The organism is Actinomadura napierensis, assembly GCF_039529375.1.
Classification (GTDB): domain Bacteria; phylum Actinomycetota; class Actinomycetes; order Streptosporangiales; family Streptosporangiaceae; genus Spirillospora; species Spirillospora napierensis.
In genome coordinates, this window is sequence record NZ_BAAAMR010000016.1 from 54,219 (window position 1) to 71,173 (window position 16,955).

19 protein-coding genes are annotated in these 16,955 nt (G+C 72.7%); 9 read left to right on the forward strand and 10 right to left on the reverse strand.

Features of this window, described 5'->3' with window-relative positions; genetic code table 11:
* Window positions 1-35: 35 nt before the first annotated feature.
* From ABD296_RS11865 to ABD296_RS11875, 3 genes are all read right to left on the reverse strand, one after another.
* The gene (locus ABD296_RS11865) at window positions 36-779 is read right to left on the reverse strand and encodes a COG4705 family protein (protein ID WP_344264927.1); all 744 of its coding nucleotides are present in this window, start codon (window positions 777-779) and stop codon (window positions 36-38) included.
* A gap of 114 nt (window positions 780-893) precedes the next feature.
* Entirely contained in the window at window positions 894-1,268 is a 375-nt protein-coding gene (locus ABD296_RS11870; RefSeq protein ID WP_344264930.1) for a BlaI/MecI/CopY family transcriptional regulator, read from the reverse strand.
* A gap of 74 nt (window positions 1,269-1,342) precedes the next feature.
* Entirely contained in the window at window positions 1,343-2,305 is a 963-nt protein-coding gene (locus ABD296_RS11875) for a LysR family transcriptional regulator (RefSeq protein WP_344264933.1), read from the reverse strand.
* Window positions 2,306-2,389: 84 nt separating this feature from the next.
* Between ABD296_RS11875 and ABD296_RS11880 the strand changes: the two genes are divergently transcribed.
* From ABD296_RS11880 to ABD296_RS11910, 7 genes are read left to right on the forward strand one after another with little or no spacing between them, the layout of a single operon-like run.
* The gene (locus tag ABD296_RS11880) at window positions 2,390-3,385 is read left to right on the forward strand and encodes a fumarylacetoacetate hydrolase family protein (protein ID WP_344264936.1); all 996 of its coding nucleotides are present in this window, start codon (window positions 2,390-2,392) and stop codon (window positions 3,383-3,385) included.
* Window positions 3,382-4,344 carry a cyclase family protein gene (locus tag ABD296_RS11885; protein WP_344264940.1) on the forward strand — a complete coding sequence of 321 codons (963 nt, stop codon included), beginning with the start codon at window positions 3,382-3,384 and terminating at the stop codon, window positions 4,342-4,344. Before ABD296_RS11880 ends, ABD296_RS11885 begins: the two co-directional genes overlap by 4 nt.
* 7 nt (window positions 4,345-4,351) lie before the next feature.
* The gene (locus ABD296_RS11890; RefSeq protein WP_344264943.1) at window positions 4,352-5,479 is read left to right on the forward strand and encodes an FAD-dependent oxidoreductase; all 1,128 of its coding nucleotides are present in this window, start codon (window positions 4,352-4,354) and stop codon (window positions 5,477-5,479) included.
* Window positions 5,476-6,477, forward strand: a complete 1,002-nt coding sequence (locus tag ABD296_RS11895) for an amidohydrolase family protein (protein ID WP_344264946.1) — start codon at window positions 5,476-5,478, stop codon at window positions 6,475-6,477. The genes ABD296_RS11890 and ABD296_RS11895 overlap by 4 nt, the downstream gene beginning before the upstream one ends.
* Window positions 6,477-7,415 carry a VOC family protein gene (locus ABD296_RS11900; RefSeq protein WP_344264949.1) on the forward strand — a complete coding sequence of 313 codons (939 nt, stop codon included), beginning with the start codon at window positions 6,477-6,479 and terminating at the stop codon, window positions 7,413-7,415. The genes ABD296_RS11895 and ABD296_RS11900 overlap by 1 nt, the downstream gene beginning before the upstream one ends.
* A 15-nt stretch (window positions 7,416-7,430) precedes the next feature.
* Window positions 7,431-8,366, forward strand: a complete 936-nt coding sequence (locus tag ABD296_RS11905) for a fumarylacetoacetate hydrolase family protein (RefSeq protein WP_344264952.1) — start codon at window positions 7,431-7,433, stop codon at window positions 8,364-8,366.
* On the forward strand, window positions 8,363-9,112 hold the full coding sequence (locus ABD296_RS11910; protein ID WP_344264954.1) for an SDR family NAD(P)-dependent oxidoreductase: 750 nt from the start codon (window positions 8,363-8,365) through the stop codon (window positions 9,110-9,112). The genes ABD296_RS11905 and ABD296_RS11910 overlap by 4 nt, the downstream gene beginning before the upstream one ends.
* Before the next feature lie 52 nt (window positions 9,113-9,164).
* Here ABD296_RS11910 and ABD296_RS11915 read toward each other — a convergent pair whose 3' ends face one another.
* The 4 genes from ABD296_RS11915 to ABD296_RS11930 form a co-directional block, all read right to left on the reverse strand.
* Entirely contained in the window at window positions 9,165-10,691 is a 1,527-nt protein-coding gene (locus ABD296_RS11915) for an acyl-CoA synthetase (protein ID WP_344264956.1), read from the reverse strand.
* Window positions 10,692-10,789: 98 nt separating this feature from the next.
* Window positions 10,790-11,245, reverse strand: coding sequence for a MaoC family dehydratase (locus ABD296_RS11920; RefSeq protein ID WP_344264959.1), 456 nt, complete (start codon window positions 11,243-11,245; stop codon window positions 10,790-10,792).
* Window positions 11,242-12,120, reverse strand: a complete 879-nt coding sequence (locus tag ABD296_RS11925) for an amidohydrolase family protein (protein WP_344265091.1) — start codon at window positions 12,118-12,120, stop codon at window positions 11,242-11,244. Before ABD296_RS11925 ends, ABD296_RS11920 begins: the two co-directional genes overlap by 4 nt.
* Window positions 12,121-12,136: 16 nt before the next feature.
* Window positions 12,137-13,048, reverse strand: coding sequence for an SDR family oxidoreductase (locus tag ABD296_RS11930; RefSeq protein WP_344264962.1), 912 nt, complete (start codon window positions 13,046-13,048; stop codon window positions 12,137-12,139).
* A gap of 83 nt (window positions 13,049-13,131) precedes the next feature.
* Between ABD296_RS11930 and ABD296_RS11935 the strand changes: the two genes are divergently transcribed.
* Window positions 13,132-13,605, forward strand: coding sequence for a MarR family winged helix-turn-helix transcriptional regulator (locus ABD296_RS11935; protein ID WP_344264964.1), 474 nt, complete (start codon window positions 13,132-13,134; stop codon window positions 13,603-13,605).
* Window positions 13,606-13,687: 82 nt separating this feature from the next.
* A complete protein-coding gene (locus tag ABD296_RS11940) occupies window positions 13,688-14,284 on the forward strand; it encodes a hypothetical protein (protein ID WP_344264967.1) in 597 nt (198 codons plus the stop codon).
* A 19-nt stretch (window positions 14,285-14,303) separates the two neighbouring features.
* On the opposite strand, the gene ABD296_RS11945 is transcribed toward ABD296_RS11940, so the two are convergent.
* The 3 genes from ABD296_RS11945 to ABD296_RS11955 form a co-directional block, all read right to left on the reverse strand.
* Complete coding sequence (locus ABD296_RS11945) at window positions 14,304-14,867, reverse strand: Uma2 family endonuclease (RefSeq protein ID WP_344264970.1); 564 nt, start codon at window positions 14,865-14,867, stop codon at window positions 14,304-14,306.
* 75 nt (window positions 14,868-14,942) lie between these two features.
* The gene (locus ABD296_RS11950) at window positions 14,943-16,121 is read right to left on the reverse strand and encodes a ferritin-like domain-containing protein (protein WP_344264973.1); all 1,179 of its coding nucleotides are present in this window, start codon (window positions 16,119-16,121) and stop codon (window positions 14,943-14,945) included.
* A complete protein-coding gene (locus ABD296_RS11955) occupies window positions 16,118-16,954 on the reverse strand; it encodes a phosphate/phosphite/phosphonate ABC transporter substrate-binding protein (protein WP_344264976.1) in 837 nt (278 codons plus the stop codon). Before ABD296_RS11955 ends, ABD296_RS11950 begins: the two co-directional genes overlap by 4 nt.
* Window position 16,955: the final 1 nt, after the last annotated feature.

The following is a 16,955-nucleotide window of genomic DNA, read 5'->3' on the forward strand; positions in this document are numbered from 1 at the left end:
ACCGGACATCCCACCGGGCGGACCGCCCGCCGGTCTCAGGGCGCCGCAGGTGCGTAGGGCCGCGTCCGCCGGGTCTGGTACGCCACCAGCGCCAGCAGGACGGCGGCCAGAATGAGCGAGGCGCCGATCGTCCCGTAGCCGAGCCCGCCTTTGGCGACGGGCTTACTGAAGAAGTCGCCGGTGGTGGCGCCGAGCGGGCGGGTCAGCACGAACGCGACCCAGAACAGCAGGGTTGCGGAGACGGCGGTGAACCGCCGGAGGGCGAGGACGAGCGCGATCGCGCCGGCGATCAGCAGCGCTCCACCGCCGAAGCCCAGCCGGGTGTCGTCGGACAGGAAGTCGCCCAGCGAGGTGCCGAGCGTGTTGGAGAACAGGATCGCCGTCCAGTACAGCGCCTCGCCGCGGAACCCGGTGACGCGCGTGACGTCGAACGGGCGCCCGCTCAGCTTCCAGACGGCGAACACCGCGCCGAGCGCGGTGGTCAGGACCAGCGCGCCCAGGAAGTAGCCGAGGCCGGCGGTGCGGTTCATGAAGTCGGACATCGTCGTGCCGGCGGTGCTGGTGGACAGGATGACCGACCAGTACAGCACGGGATGGAACCGGCGGACGCCGAGCTGGGCGGCGAGGCTCGCCAGGAACACCGCGACCAGGACGAGCGAGCTGACCGCGTACCCGACCCGCAGGGTCTGGGCGAGCAGGTCGCCGCCCGTCTCCCCGAGCGTGGTGGCGGCGATCTTCATGATCCAGAAGACCAGCGTGATCTCGGGCAGCTTCTTCATGGCGGGCAAGACCGACCCCCGATCGGCTACGTTGGGTGACCGATCGGATACTACAGGCTTGTAGAAGTTCGCGCGCCGCCTCCAGCCAGGGATCCGGCCGCAGTCAGTCCCCGGTCAGTCCGTGCCGCCTTCGCGCAGCAGCCGCTGCAGCATTTCCTCGTCCTCGGGCGCCAGCTCGGAGACGAACCGGGCCAGCACCGCGGCGCGGTCACGGCGGCGGCGCAGCAACTCGTTCATGGCGGCGGCGGTGTGCCCCGCCTCGTCGACGGCCGCCGAGTACACGAACCCGCGCCCCGCGCGCTCGCGCGTCGCCAGCCCCTTGCGGGCCAGCCGCGCCATCGTCGTCATCACCGTCGTGTAGGCGGGCTCCCCCGGCAGGACGGCCTGCACGTCGGCGGGGCTCATCGGGCCCCCGCCCTCCCACAGGACGGCCAGCACGGCGTCCTCGAGCATCCCCGCCGGGCGCCGCCCCCGGTCGTCCTCGCTCACTCCGCCCCCATCCGTACGGGATTACGACATCGATAGTAGAAAGGCCGGACCCGGCCCGTCCATGGGGCATCGTGTCACGCGCCGGCGTGCGGACGAGCGACGGCGCCGAGATCGGCGGCGACGCGGGCGGCGGTCTCGCGGAGCCAGATGTGCGCCGCGTCCTGGGTGTGGACGGGGTGCCACCACAGCGCCTCCTGGACGGGCACCGCCTCGAACGGGCACGGCAGGACGCGGACGGCCGCGATCGGGCTCACCAGGTCGGCGAGGCGGCGCTGGATGAGGGCGACCCGGCGGGTGCCCGCGACGAGGCTCGGCAGCAGCTGGAAGCTCTGCACCGACACCTCCACGTGCGGTTCGAGGCCGAACATGCTGAGCTGGCGGGCGACGGGCGCGTCGTAGACGCTCTGGTAGACGACCCAGGGCAGGTCGGCCAGGTGGTCCATGGTGATGCGGTCGCCGACGCCGGGATGGTCGTCGGCGATCACGCAGACCCATTCGTCGCGGTACAGCTCGACGGTGGGGAACCCGCTGACCACGCCGTGCGGCATCAGCAGCCCGTCGACGGCGCTGAGCGTCGCGTCGGTGGTGTCGGTGATCTCCGGGCCGACCTGGCGGAACACCAGGCGGGACGCGGGCGCGGCGGCGTGCAGCGCGCGGGCGAGCGCGGCGCCGAACACCGCGATCGCGTAGTCGGAGGCGATGATCGTGAACTCGCGGCGCTCGGTGGCGGGGTCGAACTCGGCGCGGCTGGTGAACAGCCGCTCCAGCAGCCCGCAGGCGGTCGCGCAGGGCACCAGCAGGGCCGTGCCGAGCGGGGTCAGCTCGTAGGCGTTGCCCGTCCTGACGAGCAGGTCGTCGGCGAAGTGGTGGCGCAGCCGGGCGAGCGCGGCGCTGGTGGCGGGCTGGCTCAGGCCGATGCGCTGCCCGGCGCGGGTCACGTTGCGCTCCTCCAGCAGCGCGCGCAGCGCGACGAGCAGGTTGAGGTCGAGGCTCGCCAGGTTCACGACGTCCGCCCTATCCACACGGTCGATGGTCACTATCCGAGGAATCTATTTCCCAGATTTCCCGCGGTGCCCCAAGGTTAAGGCAGGCAGCGGAGGCAGGCACCGAGAGGACACCCGTTGGAAGCACACGCGCAACCGTCCGGCCCGTTCGCGGTCGGCACCTTCTCCGGCGGGGGCGGCCCGCGGTTCGCCGGCCTGGTCGCCGGCGGCCGGGTCCTGGACCTGCGCACCGTCCCGGCGCTGGGCGACCGCGCGGCCTCGACGCGCGCGCTGCTGGAGCACTGGGACGACGTCCTGCCCCTGCTGCACGCCGCAGCGGAGTCCGACGGTGAATGGCTGCCCCTGGACGAACTGGCCGTGCACGCGCCCGTCGAGCCGCGCCAGATCCTTCAGTCGGGCGCGAACTACCGCACCCACGTCGTCGACCTCGCGGTTGCGCACGAGCCGGAGGGCGGACGCCCCGCCGAGCAGGTCCGTGAGGAGACCGCGGCGATGATGGACAGGCGTGCGGCCGAGGACCAGCCGTACATGTTCATCGGGCTGCCGTCGTCGGTGACGGGCCCGTACGACGACGTGGTGATCCCGAGCTGGTGCAAGAAGCCGGACTGGGAGCTGGAGCTGGCCGCGGTGATCGGCCGCCCGGCGTACCGGGTGTCCGCGGACGAGGCGCTGGAGCACGTCGCGGCCTACACGATCGCCAACGACCTGACGGCGCGCGAGGCGGTGTTCCGCCGGGACATGCCGGAGATCGGCACCGACTGGCTGCGGGCGAAGAACCCGCCGACGTTCACCCCGCTCGGCCCGTACCTGGTCCCGTCGGCGTTCGTCGGCGACCCCGGCGACCTGCGGGTCACGCTGCGCCTCAACGGCGACGCCATGCAGGACGAGTCCACCAAGGACATGATCTTCGGCGTGGCGCGGCTGGTGGCGTACGCCTCGCAGACCGTCCGGCTGCTGCCCGGCGACCTGGTCCTGACCGGCAGCCCGGCCGGCAACGGCATGCACTGGGGCCGGCTGCTGCGGTCCGGCGACGTGATGGAGGGCTCGATCACGGGCCTGGGCGCGCAGCGCAACCGGTGCGTGGCGGAATCCGCGGACGAGGGAGAGGCATGATGCTCGACCGGACCGACCCCGAAGGCGCGATCGCCGAGGCCGCCGCCAAGTACTCCAACTGGGGACGCTGGGGCGACGACGACGTCCTCGGCACCGTGAACTTCATCGACGAGGCGAAGCGGCGCGAGGGCGCCGCGCTGGTACGGCGGGGCGTGTCGTTCTCGCTGTCGCAGCGCTTCGACATGAACGGCCCGCAGAAGGGCTGGCGGCGCCGCACCAACCCCGTCCACACGATGCTGGACACCGGGACGGACGCCGCGCTCGGCAACCAGGGCTTCCCGCACGGCATCGGCGGCGCGGACGACGTGGTCGCGATGCCGCTGCAGTGCTCCACCCAGTGGGACGGCCTCGGCCACATCTTCGACCACGGCAAGGCGTGGAACGGCCGTCCGGCGGAGAAGGTAGTCACGTCCGACGGCGACCTGGTCACCGGCATCGAGCACATGGCCGCGCCGGTCGCCGGACGCGGCGTCCTGCTGGACGTGGGGCGCGTCGCCGGGGAGGACGGCGAGCTGCCCGACGGCTTCGCCATCACCGAGGAGCACCTCCAGGCCGCCATCGACGCCCACGGCGTGACGGTCGGCCGCGGCGACATCGTCTGCGTCCGCACCGGGCAGCTCACGCGCGCGCGCCGGGACGGCTGGGGCGACTACGCGGGCGGTCCCGCGCCGGGCCTGTCGTTCACCACGGCCGGGTGGCTGCACCGCACGGAGATCGCGGCGATCGCCACGGACACGTGGGGGTTCGAGGTGCGGCCGAACGAGTTCGACGACGCGTTCCAGCCGCTGCACCAGGTGGCGATCCCGAACATGGGCCTGCTGATCGGCGAGCTGTGGGACCTGGACGCCCTCGCCGCCGACTGCGCGGCCGACGGCGCGTACGCGTTCTGGCTGACCGCCGGGCCGATCCCGGTCACCGGTGCGGTCGGCTCCCCCGTCAATCCCATCGCGGTGAAATGAGGTCGGCATGGCAGCAGTCGGAAACGTCCTGATCGTCGGGGGCGGCACGGCCGGGTCGGCGCTGGCCGTCCTGCTGGCGCGGGGCGGCGTCGCGGTGGACATCGCGGAGATCCAGCCGGACATCACCGCGCTCGGCTCCGGGATCACGTTGCAGGGCAACGCGCTGCGGGTCCTGCGCGACCTCGGTCTGTGGGAGCGGGTCAGCGCCTCCGGTTACGCGTTCGACGTGCTGGGGCTGCGGGCGCCGGACGGGAGCCTGATCGCGGAGATCCCCGACGCCCGCACCGGCGGCCCGGATCTGCCCGCGACGCTCGGCATGAACCGTCCCGAGCTGGCGGCGGCCCTCGCCGACGCGGTGCGGGACGCGGGCGCGACCCTGCGGTTCGGCCTGACGGTCACCGCGCTGGACGACTCCGGCGAGCATGTCGCCGCGCGCTTCTCCGACGGGACGTCCGGCACGTACGACCTGGTCGTGGGCGCGGACGGCATCCGCTCCGCGGTGCGCGGGCTGCTCGGGATCGACGTGTCGCCGAAGCCGACCGGGATGGGCATCTGGCGGATCCACACCCGCCGCCCCAAGGACGTCGAGCGCACCGACCTGATCTACGGCGGGCCGTGCTTCATCGCCGGGTACTGCCCGACCGGGCCCGACACCATGTACGCCTACCTGGTGGAGAAGGCGCGGCCCCGCGAGTCGATCGCGGATGCCGACAAGCCGTCGCACATGCGCGCGCTCGCCGAGGGGTACGGCGGCGCCTGGGACGAGATCCGCGCCGACATCACCGACCCGGACCGGATCAACTACACCTGGTTCGAGTCGCTGCTGGTGGACCGGCCGTGGAACCGGGGGCGCACCGTCCTGATCGGGGACGCGGCGCACGCGTGCCCGCCCACGCTCGCGCAGGGCGCGGCGCAGTGCCTGGAGGACGCCGCCGTCCTCGCGGAACTGCTGCTGGGCGCCGACCGTCTCGACCAGGCGCTGTTCGACGCGTTCATGGACCGGCGGTACGAGCGCGCCAAGGCGGTCGTCGAGGCGTCGGTGCAGCTCGGGGAATGGCAGCTCGACCCGTCCCCCGACGCCGACGTGCCCGGCCTGATGGGACGTATCAGCGCGATCGTTGCGGAGCGACCGTGAACACTTCGACCGTCGACGTGCACGCGCACGTCCTGCTGCCGCAAATCGAGGAGACCGTCGCCGGCGCGCCCGGCCACGCCGAGCACCGCGAACTGGACGCGCGCCGCAACGGTCCGGAATCGTTGCAGGCCAGCGGCAAGATGATCGGCGAGCGGTTCGCGCGGCTGACGCGGATCGAGGCGCGGCTGGCCGACATGGACGCCGCCGGGGTCGACGTGCAGATCGTCAGCCCGTCGCCGTCGCACTACCACTACTGGGCCGCGCCCGACCTGGCCCGCACGGTGTACCGGATGGCGAACGAGGCCACCGCCGCGCACTGCGCCCAGGCCGCCGACCGGCTGCACGGGCTCGGGCTCGTCCCGCTCCAGCATCCGGATCTCGCCGTCGAGGCGCTCGACCACGCGCTGTCGCTCGGGTTGAAGGGCGTCGAGATCTCCTCGCACGCCCCCGGCCGCGAGCTGTCGGACCCGGGGCTGGAGCCGCTGTGGGCGCGGGCCGCCGAGACCGGCGCGGTGGTGTTCCTGCATCCGTTCGGCTGCACGCTGGACGAGCGGCTCGACCGGTTCTACCTGTCCAACATCGTCGGACAGCCGACCGAGAACGCGGTCGCGCTCTCGCATCTGATCTTCTCCGGCGTGCTCGACCGGCACCCCGGCCTGAAGATCGTTGCGGCACACGGCGGCGGCTACCTGCCGACCTACCTCGGCCGCGCCGACCACGGCTGGCGGGTCCGCCCCGAGTCCCGCACCTGCGCCGAGCCGCCGAGCGGCTACCTGCGGCGGATCTGGTTCGACTCGCTCGTCTACGAGCCGGCGGCGCTGCGCGCGCTGATCGAGGCGGCGGACGCGTCCCAGGTCGTCATGGGCTCGGACTACCCGTTCGACATGGGCGTGGACGACCCGCTCGACCGGCTGCGCGCCGCGCTGCCGCCCGGCCCCGATCTGGACGCCGTGCGCGGCGGCAACGCCGCCGCCCTCTTCGACCTCAAGGAGCACTGATGCCCGAAAGGCTCATCACCCATCTTCGCCATGTGGACCTGGCCGTCCCCGACTACGACCGGCAGCGCGAGTTCTACTCCGGCGTCTGGGGCCTGACCGAGGTCGCGGGCGACACCGGCATCTCGTTCCTGGCGGCGGAGGGCTCGCCGGAGCAGTACGTCGTCCGGCTCCGCAAGGCCGACGACAAACGCCTCGACCTGGTGTCGTTCGGCGCCGCGTCCCCCGCCGACGTCGACGCCCTCGCCGAGCGGCTCGGCGCGGCCGGGGTGACGATCGTCGCCCAGCCCGGGAAGCTGGCCACGCCCGGCGGCGGCTACGGGTTCCGGTTCTTCGACATCGACGGCCGGACGGTCGAGGTGTCGGCGGACGTCGCCGTCCGCGAGCACCGCAAGCTGGAGGAGCGCGAGGCGGTGCCGGTCCGGCTGTCGCACGTCGTGCTCAACGCCCCCGACCTGGACGCCACTCGCGCCTGGTACGAGACGCACCTGGACTTCGCGCTCAGCGACACGCTGACGTCCCCGCACATGGGGAAGGTCATGCACTTCATGCGCTGCAACCCGCAGCACCACAGCATGGCGATCGCCAAGGGCCCGCACACGTCCCTGCACCACGTGTCGTTCGAGATGCGCGGCCTGGACGAGTACATGTTCGGCACCGGCCGGCTGCTGCGCGCGGGAGTGCGGATGATCTGGGGGCCGGGGCGCCACAAGGCGGGCGACAACACCTTCTCCTACTTCCTGGACCCGCACGGCAACACCATCGAGTACACGACCGAGCTGGAGACCCTCGACGAGGACGCCTGGCACCCGCACCTGTACGACTTCTCCGACCCCGACGTCACCGACCAGTGGGGCACCGCCAACCCGATGAACGAGCTCATCGCCAAGGAGTCGTTCAACGACCCCGACCGGGGCGTGTTCGTCGCCCCGCCGGTCTGACCCGCTAGGAGCCCCATGCGACTCGCCACCTACCTGCACCAGGGCGTCCGCCGCTGCGGCGCCGTGGAAGACGACCGGGTCCTGCCGTTCCCGGACGGCACCGACCTGCTCGACGTCATCGCCTCCGGTTCGGTTCCGGGGACGGGGCCGGCCGTGCCGCTGGCGGACGTCCGGCTGCTGCCGCCGATCGAGCCGCCGTCCGTGCGGGACTTCGTCGCGTTCGAGGAGCACGTCGAGGGCGTGCGGAAGGCCGTGGACGGCGTGTCCGGCGTCCCGGACGCCTGGTACGACGCGCCGACGTTCTACTTCTCCAACCCGCACGCCATGGTCGGCGCGCACGACGACGTCCCGCTGCCGCCCGGCTGCCAGGCCCTCGACTTCGAGCTGGAGGTCGCGGCGGTCATCGGGCGCGCGGGCGCCGACCTGTCCCCCGAGCAGGCGCGCGAACACGTCTTCGGTTACACGATCTTCAACGACTGGTCGGCGCGCGACCTGCAGTCCCGCGAGATGCAGGTCGGGCTCGGGCCCTGCAAGGGCAAGGACTTCGCCACAACGCTCGGGCCGTGGCTGGTCACCGCCGACGAGTTGGAGCCCTACCGCGACGCGGACGGGTTCCTGCGGCTCGGCCTGACCGCCGAGGTCAACGGCGAGGTCGTCGGCCGCGACCTGCTGTCCAACATGGGCTGGCCGTTCGACGACCTCGTCGCCTACGCCTCGCGCGGCGCCCGGCTGCGTCCCGGCGACGTCCTGGGTTCGGGGACCTGCGGCAACGGCGGCTGCCTCGCCGAACTGTGGGGGCGCGGCGGCGAGCAGAAGCCGCCGCCACTGCAGCCGGGCGACACCGTCGCGCTCACCGTCGAGGGCATCGGCACGGTCTCCAACACGATCGTCCCGGGGGCCGCACCCGTCCCGGTCCCGCGCGCCCGCAAGCGGACCCGGGAACGCCCGTGAGCCGGGTCGCCGGGAAGGTCGTCGTGGTGACCGGCGCCGCGCAGGGCCAGGGCGCGGCGGAGGCCGCCGCCCTGGCCCGCGAGGGCGCTGCGGTCATCGCCACCGACCTCGCGGACGACGCGCCCGCCGGCCTTCCGGACGGCGTCGCCTACCGGCGGCTCGACGTGACGTCCGAAACCGGCTGGGCAGATCTCGCCGCCTGGCTCCGCCAGACCCATGGCCGCGTGGACGGCCTGGTCAACAACGCGGGCGTCACCTGGCGGGCCCGCCTCGGCGAGGTCACCGTCGCCGACTGGGAGCGGGTGCACCGCGTCAACGTCACCGGCGCGCTGCTGGGCGTCCAGCACCTCGCGCCGCTGATGCCGCCCGGGTCGTCGATCGTCAACGTCGGGTCCGCCGCCGGGCTGACCGGCCACTACCCGGTCGCCTACACCGCCAGCAAGTGGGCGCTGCGCGGGCTGTCGGCGACGGCGTGCACGGAGCTGGGACGCGCCGGGATCCGCGTCAACACCGTCCACCCCGGGTTCATCGAGACGCCGATGACCGCGTCCGCCCCGGCGGCGTTCCGCGAGGCGAACAACGCGCAGACGCCGCTCGGGCGGCCCGGCACCGTCGACGAGGTCGCCCCGCTCGTCGTGTTCCTCATCTCCGACGAGGCGTCCTACATCAGCGGCGCCGAGATCCCGGTCGACGGCGGCTACACCGCCCACGGCGGCGCCAAACCCATCTCCGACGCCCTTCGTTGAGTTGCGGCGAGTCGTCGTTATGGACGGCCGCATAACGACGACTCGCCGCAACTCAACGGGCGGCGGGTGGGAGGGGGCGGTCGCGGAGGCGGGCCTTCTGGACCTTGTTCGAGCCGGTGCGGGGCAGGTCGTCGACCACGTCCAGGTACACGGGGACCTTGTACTTGGCGAGCCGACCGGCCAGGAACGTCCGCAGGTCGGCGAGGTCGAGGGCGGCGCCGGGCGCGGTGACCACGAACGCGCGGCCCACCTCGCCCCACTTGGCGTCCGGCACGCCGATCACCGCGACCTCGGCGACGGCCGGATGCTCGAAGACCGCCGCCTCGACCTCGGCGGGGTAGACGTTCTCGCCGCCGGAGATGAACATGTCCTTCACCCGGTCGACGATGTAGAAGTAGCCCTCGGAATCGACGTGGGCGATGTCGCCGGAGCGGAACCAGCCGTCGTCGGTGAACGCGGACGCGGTGGCGTCCGGGGCGTTCCAGTAGCCCGGCGTCACGTTCGGCCCCTTGATGATGACCTCGCCGGGCTCGCCGGGCTCCACGTCCGTCAGGTCGGGGCGGACGCACCGGACGCCGGCGAAGAACACCGGCACCCCCGCCGACCCGGCCTTGCGCTCGCTCTCGGCCGCTTCGAGGAACGTCGCGCCCGGCGCGGTCTCGGTGAGGCCGTAGCCCTGGCAGAAGACGAGGCCGCGCTCCTGGTAGGTGTGGATGAGCGAGGGGGGCACGGGCGCCCCGCCGGACATCAGGCTGCGGACGGACGACAGGTCCGCGCCGTCCCAGCGCGGCGACTGCGCGAGCGCGGCGAACATCGCGGTGACACCGAACATCCAGGTGACGCGGTGCTGCGCGATGAGGTCGAGGCACGCGTCGACGTCCCACGACGGCATGATGACCGAGCATCCGCCCTTGAGGAACGTCGGCAGCAGGCACTGGTTGAGCGCCGCCACGTGGAACAGCGGCGCGCTGACCAGGGTCACCTCGTCACCGGCGACGTCCACGCCGACGAGGAGGTTGTAGCAGTTCCACACCAGGTTCCCGTGGGTGAGCATCGCGCCCTTGGGACGTCCAGTGGTGCCGGAGGTGTAGAGGATGCACGCCACGTCGTCGAGGGTGACCTCGGTGTCGATCGGGGTCGCATCGCCGGACGCGATCCACTCCTCGTAGGCGAGTTCGCCGTCGGCGGGCTCGCCGACCGCCACGACGGTGCCCGGCGTCTGCTCGGCCGCACGGACGACCGGCTCGCACTCGGGCGCGTAGACCAGCACGGACGCGCCGCTGTGGCCGAGCATGTAGTCGATCTCCGGCGCCGCCAGCCGGAAGTTCAGCGGGACGAAGACGGCGCCGAGTACGTGCGCCGCGAACATCGTCTCGGCGAACGCCGGATGGTTCGGCCCGAGGTAGGCGACCCGGTCGCCCTTGCCGACGCCGGCGGCGCGCAGCCGGCCGGCGAGCCGGGCCGTCCGGTCGTGCACCTCCCCGAACGTCGTGCGCCGGTCCTGGTAGACGAAGGCGGTGCGACCGGGCGACATCACGGCCCGCCTGGCCGGCCATCCCCCGAGTCCTGCGTTGAGCACGGTGTTTCACTCCTCTTGCTGAGCAGCGTGTGCGGACGGCCGGCCGCGCGGTCGACCAGGCGGGCCGGCCGCGCGGTCGTCCAGGCGGGTGGGGCGGGTCAGGCGTAGTGGCGGTAGACGGCCTGGGCGACGCAGGCGGGCTTGGCCTCGCCGTCGATCTCAACGGTGAAGTCGCACACCATCTGCACGCCGTTACCCGCGACGTCGGTCACCTCGGCGACCTTCCCGGCGAGCCGGATCCGGGCGCCGACCTTGACGGGGCTGGGGAAGCGGACCTTCTCCAGACCGTAGTTGATGCTCATCTTCGTGCCCTGGATGCCGAGCAGGTCGTTGAACAGCGGGATGACCAGCGACAGCGTCAGGTAGCCGTGCGCGATGGCGGCGCCGAACGGGCCGTCCTTGGCCTTCTCGGGGTCGGTGTGGATCCACTGGTGGTCGTCGGTGGCGTCGGCGAAGGTGTTCACCCGGTCCTGGGTGATGTCGAGCCATGCGCTGTGGCCGAGGTCCTTGCCGGCCAGGGCCCTGATCTCGTCGAGCCCGTTGGCGGTGATCATGCGTTCTCCTTGCTGAGCCCGAGCAGCCGGGCGGCGTTGTCCTTGAGGATCTTCGGGCGGACCTCGGGCTTGATCTCCAGCTTCGCGAAGTCGGCGAGCCAGCGGTCCGGGGTGATGACGGGGTAGTCCGAGCCGAACAGCACCTTGTCCTTCAGCAGGCTGTTGGCGTACCGGACGAGCTGCGGCGGGAAGTACTTCGGCGACCACCCGGACAGGTCGATGTACACGTACGGCTTGTGGTTGGCGACCGCGAGGGCCTCGTCCTGCCAGGGGAAGGACGGGTGCGCCAGGATGATCCGCAGCTCCGGGAAGTCGACCGCGACGTCGTCCACGAGCATCGGGTTGGAGTACTTCAGCCGGATGCCGCCGCCGCCCGGGACGCCCGCCCCGATGCCGGTCTGCCCGGTGTGGAACAGCGCCGGGACGCCCAGCTCCTCGATCGCCTCGTACAGCGGATAGGCGATCGGGTCGTTGGGCGCGAAGCCCTGGATGCTCGGGTGGAACTTGAACCCGCGCACCCCGTACTGGTCGACGAGCCGCCGCGCCTCGCGCACGCCCGCCTTCCCCTTGTGCGGGTCGATGCTGGCGAACGGGATGAGGACGTCCGGGTGCTCGGCGCAGCTCTCGGCGACCTCCTCGTTGGAGATGCGCGGCCAGCCCGTGGCGTGCTCGGCGTCCACGGTGAAGACGACGGCCGCCATGCTCCGTTCGCGGTAGTACGCGGCCATCTCGTCGATGGTCGGCTGCCGGTGCCCGTGCGCCTTGAAGTACTCCTCGGACGCGCCGAACAGCTCCGGGCTCAGCGAGCCGTGCCCGTCCTTGCTGACCTCCGCGTGGGTGTGCACGTCGATGGCGGTCAGCGCATCGACGTCGATCGTCAGGTCGGCCATGTCAGCCCTCCGGTGCCTTCGGCGCGGGCATGCCGTAGGTCTCGGGCTCGGCGCCCACGCCCGTGCTCCACTGCTCGGCGATCGCCTCCGCGCTCCAGCCGCCGTCGGCGAACGCCACCGCCTTCTCCTTCGGGTGGGCCCACAGCGCCAGCCGGTCGCCGCCGATGCCGATCGCCTGCCCGGTGACGTCCTTGGACGCGTCCGAGGCCAGGAAGGCGATCAGGCCGGTGACGTCCTCGACGGTGCCGAGGCCCTCGTCCTTGCGCAGCCAGTCCGGCAGCGGCTCGCCCGTGCGCTCGGACTCCTCGATGACCGGGCCGAACGCGGGGATCGTCTTGGTCATCTCGGTCGCCGCGACCGGCACGACCGCGTTCACGGTGACACCCGCCCGGGCCAGCTCCATCGCCCAGGTGCGCGCCATCGCCGCGATGCCGGCCTTGGCCGCCGCGTAGTTGGTCTGGCCGAAGTTGCCGCGCTGCCCGGCCGGGGACGAGATCAGGATGATCCGCCCGCCCGTGCCCTGCTCGCGCATCCGCGCCGCCGCGGCGCGGGCGCAGGTGAAGGTGCCGCGCAGGTGGACCCGGACGACGTCGTCGAAGTCCTCGTCGGTCATCTTCCACAGCACCCGGTCGCGCAGGATGCCCGCGTTGGTGACCAGCACGTCCAGCCGCCCGAACTCCCGGACGGCCGTGCCGACCAGCTCGTCGGCGGCCTCGGTGCCGCCGACCGCAGCGACCACGCCGGTCGCGGTGCCGCCCGCCGCGGTGATCTTGCCGACCGCCGCGTCGACCGCGTCCCGGTCCACGTCGTTGACCACGACCGAGGCGCCGGCGGCCGCCAGGGCCTCGGCGTAGGCGAGGCCGAGGCCGCGCCCGCTCCCGGTGACGACGACGACCTTCCCGTCCAGTTCCATAGCTCCCCACAATCGACAGGAATCCTGTTGATGGCCAGTGTTCACATTCAACAGGTTTCCTGTCAATGCCCTACGCTGGGCCCGTGCACCGCGACGAGGGAGAGCCGATGACCGCCGGCCCGCCGGAGCCGTCCGACGGCAAGGCGCCGCCGTCGCTGCTCTACCTGGTCAAGCGGCTGGAGCTGCTCGTCCGGTCGCGGCTGGAGGAACTGGTGAAGCCGGCCGGCATCACCGCGCTGCAGTACACGGCGCTCACCGTGCTGGAGCGGCACGACGGCCTGTCGGCCGCCCAGCTCGCCCGCGACTCGTTCGTCACCGCCCAGTCGATGGCCGACATGGTCCGCGCCCTGGAGACGCGCGGCCTCGTCCGCCGCGAGCGCAACCCCGCCAACCGTCGCGAGCTGCTGATCCTGCTCACCGCCGCCGGCCGCGCGCTGCTGGACGACCTCGCCGGCCCGATCCGCGAACTCGAACGGCACATGATCCGCGACCTGACGTCCCGGCAGGTGGGCCAGTTCCGCGACACCCTCACCGAGACCTGGCGCGCCCTGTCCTGACGCGGGACCGGCGAATCGCCGTCCCGGGCGGCGTTCCCATGGCAAGATCAGCCGATCCCCCTGAAGAGCGGAGGCGGCGGCTGTGCAGCCACCATCGGACCAAACGCCGTACGGATACGGCGGCTCTCCCTACGGCGCCCCCCAGCAGGCGCCCTATGCCGGCCAGCAGCAGTACGCGCCGCCGCAGCAGCAGGCCCCGTACGGCCCGCCGCCGCAGCAGGCGCCGTACGGCGCTCCACCCGCCCAGCCCTTGCCCTACGGCGCGCAGCAGGCCTCCCACTACGGGCCCCAGTGCCGTTTCTGCGGCTGCGTCCCGGCGGCCGAGACCACCTTCCGCGGCCATCGCGGCATGATCCTCATGATGTCGTTCCTGCACACCAAGGGCCCGTTCTGCCGGGACTGCGGCCTGGCGGTGTTCCGCGACATGACGGCCAAGACCCTGATCGGCGGCTGGTGGGGCTACATCTCCTTCATCGCGACGCCGGTCACCGTCCTGATCAACCTCACCCGGCACGGCAAGGTCGCCTCCCTGGCTCCCCCGATGCCGCCGCCCGACGGCAGCCCGCACCGCCACCCCGCCGACCCGGGCCCGCCGCTGATGTCCCGCCCGATCGCCATCATCGGCGCCCTCGTCCCGGCCCTGCTGATCATCCTGATAATCCTGATCGGCGTCGCCTGACGGTTCGAGGCCCGGCGGCTCAGAGGTCGCGGGTGGGAAGGACGCCCTCGAGCGGGGCGGGGACCGGCAGGTCCTCGCCCAAGGCGACGGAGACGCTGTGGGCGTAGTCATCGCCCCGCGGCTCGGAGAAGATCGTCGCCTTGCCGTCCAGGCGGTCGATCAGCAGGTAGAGGGGGATGTCCGCGGCGGCGTACCCGCGGCGCTTGGGTCCGCGGTCGCGCTCGGCGCTCTTGCGGTCCCGCCGTCCGCCGGAGGTCACCTCCAGGACCATGACGACGCCGTCCGGCTTGCTGTGCCACTCCCGGCCGGCGAAAGCGCCCTTGGGGGCGGCGATCCCGTCGGGGACGTACTCCCCCTCCGGGCTGATCAGCGTCAGATTGCGATGCAGGCGCAGACCATGGACATCGCGCACCCAGTCGTCGACGGCCACGACGACGGTCTCGTGCTGGCCGTCAGGCGTCGGCGACACGATGATCTCTCCATCCACCAGTTCCGCACGGAAGCCCGGCATCACGTCGAGCGCGGCGAACGCCTCGCGCAGGTCGTCACGAACGAACGGCGGCTCGTCGGGCATCGCCGTCATCGGGATTCTCCTGGTCCTCTCAAGGGTGCTGGCGCCGTGTTCTTCAAACTAGCACCGCGCCCCGGTGCGGGCGGGCTACATGAAGTTGCGGGTGTGGAGGGCTGATAGGGCGGCGGCTTCGTCGTCGGGGAAGCCTAGGTGGACGAGGCGGCGACGGCGTCCTTCGTCCATCTCGTGACGCAGGTCAAGGACCGCGGCGTGGCCGCGTCGGATGGCCTGCGGTGACCAGCCGCCGGCGGCGAGGAGGATCAGCGCGTCGAAGACGTCCTGGTTGAGGCCGGTGGACGCGGCGAGGGCGTCGTGGCGGCGTTCGACGGCGGCGCGCAGCCGCGACCGGAGGTGCGGGTCGGCCTCGGAGCGGTGCCGGAGGTGCGCGACGCCGAACGCGACGTGGCGGGCCTCGTCCTGCCGGGCGAGGCGGACGGCCCGCCGGGTGACGGGGTCAGGGGCGTGCCGGTCGAGGAAGGCGAGCAGGTTCAGGAAGCTGCCCTCGCCCAGCACCGACAGGAGAAAGGACGCCAGGGAGAAATCGGGCTCGGTGAGCAGGGTGGCGAGGGACTCGCGGCCCCCGGCGGCGGACGTGCCGAGCGGCCCGCCGGTGAGGGCCGCGCGGCGGGCGAAGACCTCGACGTGCCGGGCCTCGTCGGCGGCCTGGACCGCCAGGAGCTGCACGACCTCGCGGAAGTGCGGGTGGACGCGGGCGAGCAGCCGGGCCGGGACGACCAGGGCGGCCTGCTCGTTCTCGACCAGGTACGTCATGACCTGGACGACGGCCCGTTCGATGTCGGGCGGCAGGGTGAACTCGGCGTCCCACGGGACGGCGGTCGCCGGGTCCCACTGCGCGGACGCGGCGCTCGCGTAGAGGGCCGGGGCGATGTCGGCCCAGACCAGGTCGCGTTCGGCGAGGTCGAACGGCGGTTCCGGGCCGCCCGGTTCGACGAGGGCGCCGCGGGCGGCCAGGCCCCAGTGCGCGGGAGCCTCGCCGACGACGCCGTGGGGGCCGCCGGCGCGCTCGGCGTTCGTCCAGCGGTCCGGGCCGCCCGGGGCGACCCAGGCGCGGACGGGGCCGTCCGCCGCCGTCACGGTGTGGCCGCGCGGACGGCACCAGGCGCGCAGGTGCAGGTCGAGGAGCGGGTCGCGGCCCTTGATCCCGAGCCGTGCGCCGGGAGAGAGGCCGCCGAGCGCCCGTTGCACGAGCAGGTGCGCGCCGCTCTCGAAGCCGAGGTCTTCGAGGTCGAGGACGGGGTCGGTCAAGGCCGGTAGCCCGGCGCGGTGATCGCGCCGGAAGCGTCGTAGAAGCCGTCCTCCTCCACGGCCCGTTCCAGCGGCGCGTAGCCGCTCGTCCGGCCGGGCCGCCAGGCGGTGAGCCCTTCGAGGTCGAAGAGCGTCCGGACGTCGGGGTCGGTCGCCCGCATCGACAGCAGCAGGTCGCGGAACCGCTCCGTTCCGGGTCCCGTGCCGGTGGCGGTCATGTTGCAGTGGTCGTAGGGACGCGTCCGGCCGATCACGCGGGTGCCGCCCGCCGGCAGCGTGCCCTCCCGGACGAACAGCAGGTGGTTGGCGTCGACCATGCAGGCCGCCGCGACGTCGCCGGACATCATCGCGCGGGCGGCGTCCCGCTCGCCGCCGATGTGGTCGCCGTGCAGGCCGGCGCCGGCGTCGAACCGCCGGATCGCGACGTCGCCGCCCGGCCGGAGCCCCCGCTCGCGGATCAGCGAGCGGGGAAGGAGCGTGGCCTGCGGCGAGTCGATCGCGCCGGTCGCGACCGTCTCGCCCTTGAGGTCGGCGACGTCCTTGTACGGGGAGTCGTCGCGGACGACGACGACCGAGGTCAGGTCCTGGTCGGTGTCCCGCATGACGAGCGGGACGGCCTCTTCCCCGGCGAGGCGCCGGGCGCGGACCCACGCCAGCGGCGAGTTCCACGCGGCGTCGATGCGGCCCGCGACCAGGTCGTCGACCTGCCGCTCGTAGTTGGAGTAGAGGACGAAGTCGAAGTCGAAGCCCTGCCGGGCGAACCAGGCCCGGAACCCCGCCCAGATCGTGACGACCTTGGGGTCGTAGGCGACGGCGCCCATCACCAGCGTCATC

Bases quoted from the DNA above. Each gene is read 5' to 3' on its own strand.
- ABD296_RS11865 (WP_344264927.1), bottom strand. From the start codon at position 779: ATGAAGAAGCTGCCCGAGATCACGCTGGTCTTCTGGATCATGAAGATC.
- ABD296_RS11885 (WP_344264940.1), top strand. From the start codon at position 3,382: ATGATGCTCGACCGGACCGACCCCGAAGGCGCGATCGCCGAGGCCGCC.
- ABD296_RS11890 (WP_344264943.1), top strand. From the start codon at position 4,352: ATGGCAGCAGTCGGAAACGTCCTGATCGTCGGGGGCGGCACGGCCGGG.
- ABD296_RS11900 (WP_344264949.1), top strand. From the start codon at position 6,477: ATGCCCGAAAGGCTCATCACCCATCTTCGCCATGTGGACCTGGCCGTC.
- ABD296_RS11905 (WP_344264952.1), top strand. From the start codon at position 7,431: ATGCGACTCGCCACCTACCTGCACCAGGGCGTCCGCCGCTGCGGCGCC.
- ABD296_RS11920 (WP_344264959.1), bottom strand. From the start codon at position 11,245: ATGATCACCGCCAACGGGCTCGACGAGATCAGGGCCCTGGCCGGCAAG.
- ABD296_RS11930 (WP_344264962.1), bottom strand. From the start codon at position 13,048: ATGGAACTGGACGGGAAGGTCGTCGTCGTCACCGGGAGCGGGCGCGGC.
- ABD296_RS11945 (WP_344264970.1), bottom strand. From the start codon at position 14,867: ATGACGGCGATGCCCGACGAGCCGCCGTTCGTTCGTGACGACCTGCGC.
- ABD296_RS11955 (WP_344264976.1), bottom strand. From the start codon at position 16,954: ATGACGCTGGTGATGGGCGCCGTCGCCTACGACCCCAAGGTCGTCACG.